Source organism: Elizabethkingia argenteiflava, assembly GCF_009904105.1.
Lineage (GTDB): Bacteria > Bacteroidota > Bacteroidia > Flavobacteriales > Weeksellaceae > Elizabethkingia > Elizabethkingia argenteiflava.
The window spans coordinates 1-3,364 of record NZ_JAAABJ010000672.1 but is presented as its reverse complement, the minus strand read 5'-3'; the positions used below and the strand labels follow the sequence as shown (position 1 = coordinate 3,364).

The 3,364-nt window shown below is 37.0% G+C and carries 3 protein-coding genes, 1 tRNA gene and 1 pseudogene; 2 read left to right on the top strand and 3 right to left on the bottom strand.

Annotated features, from left to right (window positions below):
• Positions 1-224: 224 nt before the first annotated feature.
• Together GNY06_RS13095 and GNY06_RS13090 are read right to left on the bottom strand one after the other, a co-directional pair.
• Positions 225-306 (bottom strand) — tRNA-Leu (locus GNY06_RS13095).
• Positions 307-370: 64 nt separating this feature from the next.
• Positions 371-1,138, bottom strand: a complete 768-nt coding sequence (locus tag GNY06_RS13090) for an MBL fold metallo-hydrolase (protein ID WP_166520499.1) — start codon at positions 1,136-1,138, stop codon at positions 371-373.
• A 47-nt stretch (positions 1,139-1,185) separates the two neighbouring features.
• Between GNY06_RS13090 and GNY06_RS13085 the strand changes: the two genes are divergently transcribed.
• Positions 1,186-2,613 carry a TonB-dependent receptor gene (locus tag GNY06_RS13085; RefSeq protein ID WP_166520498.1) on the top strand — a complete coding sequence of 476 codons (1,428 nt, stop codon included), beginning with the start codon at positions 1,186-1,188 and terminating at the stop codon, positions 2,611-2,613.
• Complete coding sequence (locus GNY06_RS13080) at positions 2,613-3,059, top strand: GAF domain-containing protein (protein ID WP_166520497.1); 447 nt, start codon at positions 2,613-2,615, stop codon at positions 3,057-3,059. The genes GNY06_RS13085 and GNY06_RS13080 overlap by 1 nt, the downstream gene beginning before the upstream one ends.
• A gap of 147 nt (positions 3,060-3,206) precedes the next feature.
• Here the strand turns inward: GNY06_RS13080 and GNY06_RS14450 are convergent.
• A pseudogene (locus GNY06_RS14450) lies at positions 3,207-3,364 on the bottom strand (IS982 family transposase); the annotation flags it as partial.

Genomic DNA, 3,364 nt, shown 5'->3' with positions numbered 1-3,364 from the left:
TTTTGGATAGTAAACCTATTGCAAAAGAGAAATTATTGGAAACTCTTGCAGTGGAACAAAAAATCCTTACTTTTGGAAGTAAGGATAATATTGAATAACTGATAATTATTTTAACACTTAACGTCAGATTAAGTCGGGGCTATTACAGATTATATATCCTGCAAATTAACAAGGGTTATAAAAAAACCGGAAAAAAAGTGAACTATCACCTTTCTCCGGTCTTGTACCCAGAGCCGGGATCGAACCGGCACGCCTCGCGGCATTGGTGTTTGAGACCAACGCGTCTACCAATTCCGCCATCTGGGCATCTCGAAATTGTGAGTGCAAATATAGAAATATTTTTGATCCTATGAAAATTTTTTGTGAAGATTTAGAAACTAATTTTTAATCCATCATAGGCCAATTGTATGTTATCTGGAAGTTGTTGGTTGGTTTCATCGTGAAACCCAATCTGATGACTCAGATGGGTGAGATAGGTTTTTTTCGGTTTTAATTCGTCTACCAAATTTAATACTTGAGACAAAATAAAATGCGAGAGATGGGGATTGTCTTTTCTCAGGCAGTTGATGATCAGGTTATCCAGATTTTTTAATTTAATTTTCTCCTGATCCGATATCCCACTGGCATCCGTAATATAGGCGGTATTTTTAAATTTATAACCGAAGATATCAATCTTATAGTGCATGACTTCAATAGGCATAATCTCCAGATTAAAGAGAGAAAAAGCATGGTTCTCCAGAATATGGATATCAAAAGAAGGAACTCCAGGGTATTTATTCTGCGAAAAAGCATAAGGGAAACGATTTTTTATTTCATTTCCTGTTCTTTGTTTGCAGTAAATAGGCATGTTCTTTTTGTTATGGAAAATAATGGGTCTGAGATCGTCTAGGCCGATAATGTGATCATTATGTTCATGAGTGAGAAGTACGGCGTCCACTTGTTTTTCCTGGTGGAGGAGCATCTGCTGACGAAAATCCGGACCGCAATCAATGAGAATTCTATGATGACTATCTGTAGTAACTAAAATAGAAGAGCGTAATCTTTTGTCCTTAGGATTTTTAGATAAACAGACTGGATGCTCACATCCGATATAGGGTACCCCCTGAGAGGTCCCTGTTCCTAAAAAAATAAGATGCATTTTTTGAATATCGTATTTATTTTTGATAAATTTACGAAAAAATATAAATGTCTCTAGTGAAGCAAATTCTTACTCCTAAACAAAAAGCTTTAAACATCAACTTAGATCCTTCTGTATATGGAACTTTTGCAGAAATAGGTGCTGGACAAGAAACTGTTCGGCATTTTTTTAGAGCTGGAGGTGCCTCCCATACCATAGCAAAAGCGATGTCGGCTTACGATAAGGATTTTAGCGATGCCGTATACGGAAAAGAGATTAAAAGCAGATATGTAACTCAAAATCGGCTCCGGAAAATGCTGAGGTATGAAGTTTCGCTTATCGAAGAGCGCTTAGATAGAGGAAAGAATCCGGGGCGCAAATTCTTCTCCTATGCCAATACTGTAACCACCATTAATTACAATAAAACACACCAGGGACATGGGTGGGTAGGTATACGTTTTCAGTTGGCAGAGAATGAAAGTTATAACGAAATAGTCATCCACATTCGATTTAAAGAGACAGACGCTACCCTTCAACAGGAAACATTGGGTAGTTTGGGTGTAAATCTAATCTATGGAGCTTTTAGATATTCCGATAACCCGCGGCGGTTAATAGAGTCCCTATATGATGATATTGCCATAGACAAATTAGAAATAGATATGATAGACTTCAGCGGTCCCGCATTTACCTATGTGGACAACAGGCTGATGTCTCTCCAGCTGGTTAAAATGGGAATGACCGATGCGGTGATTTTTAATTCCCAAGGCAGCAATATGTTGCCTGCCGATATTTTATATAAGCATAATATATTTGCGGTTAGGGGAAGTTTTCGCCCTGTAACTTTGGTGAATGTCGATATGTTTGAAAACGGATTAAAAATGTTTCTGGGAGATAATAATATCACCATCGAGGATACCGAAGTGCTATTTGAAATTACCATTTCTAATTTGCGGGTAGCAGGAGATATAGATGAACGAGATTTTTTAGACCGAGTGGATGTATTAGCCAAACTGGGCTATAATGTTATGATTTCTAATTTCTCGGAATACTATAGGATGGTAGATTACTTTAGTAATTACTCCAATGGTAAAATTGGCGTCGCTATGGGAGTTAACAACTTACTGGATGTATTTGATGAAGAATTTTACGAACTTCTTCCAGGAGGAATTCTAGAGGCTTTTGGAAAGTTCTTTAAAAAGGGAATGCGGGTATACCTTTATCCCTATAAAGATACCAACACCGGAGAATTGCTCAATTCGGAAAATCTTAAAGTACACCCGAATCTTAAAGAATTATACAAGTATTTCAAGCTGAATAAGCGCATTGTAGATATTGGTAATTTTAATCCGAATTATTTGGAAATCTATTCAAGAGAAATCCTCAAAAGCATTGCTAAATGCGAGCAGGGATGGGAGGTCCAGTTGCCTGATGGCGTTGCCGATATTATTAAAGAGCGGGGTATGTTTGGATATAAAGAACTAACTTTTGAAAATTAATGATAGACTTAAAACAAAAACTTTCTTCTCTCTTAGCAGAAGAGGTTAGCATACAAGAGAGACTTCAAAAAATTTGTGCATACCTATCGCAGGAAATTTCTTACTATAACTGGATAGGGTTTTATTTTCGCGATGGAGAAAAAGAAGAGTTGATGTTGGGGCCTTATGTAGGAGAGCATACCGATCATACTCGTATTCCATTTGGAAAAGGAATATGTGGACAGGTGGCTGTATCGGGCTCTACTTTTGTAGTTCCAGATGTAGCCGAACAAGAAAATTATCTCGCATGTTCTCTAGATACCAAGGCCGAAATAGTAGTGCCTATTTTTAAGGATGCAAAGAATATCGGTCAGATTGATATCGACAGTCATAGTATTGACCCTTTTACAAAAGAGGATACCGAACTATTGGAATGGCTATCTCAGGAGGTTGCAAAGATCCTATAGCTTGCCCTGATCCAATGGAATTTGTTTTCACTGAGCTCTTAAGCTTAGTGTTCTTCCGGTAGTTTTGATGGGAGTAAACTTACGACACAATAAGAAATTAAAATACGGGTATGTGCTTTTTTATAAAGGTTTAAACCCGTGGTGGATTTAAGCAATACGAGTTTTTAAGTTGTTAATACTTCTATTGTTTAGTTTATTAATGCATTGTATAACAGTCAGTGCCATTATCTTAGATAATATTCTGTTCTTAAAGCCATCAAAGGATTTCGCATAGTTTCTTCTAATCATAAACTGATCACATAATT

What these genes read in the sequence shown, in the direction of transcription:
- GNY06_RS13090 (WP_166520499.1), bottom strand. Translation starts at nt 1,138, where the DNA reads ATGCATCTTATTTTTTTAGGAACAGGGACCTCTCAGGGGGTACCCTAT.
- GNY06_RS13085 (WP_166520498.1), top strand. Translation starts at nt 1,186, where the DNA reads ATGTCTCTAGTGAAGCAAATTCTTACTCCTAAACAAAAAGCTTTAAAC.
- GNY06_RS13080 (WP_166520497.1), top strand. Translation starts at nt 2,613, where the DNA reads ATGATAGACTTAAAACAAAAACTTTCTTCTCTCTTAGCAGAAGAGGTT.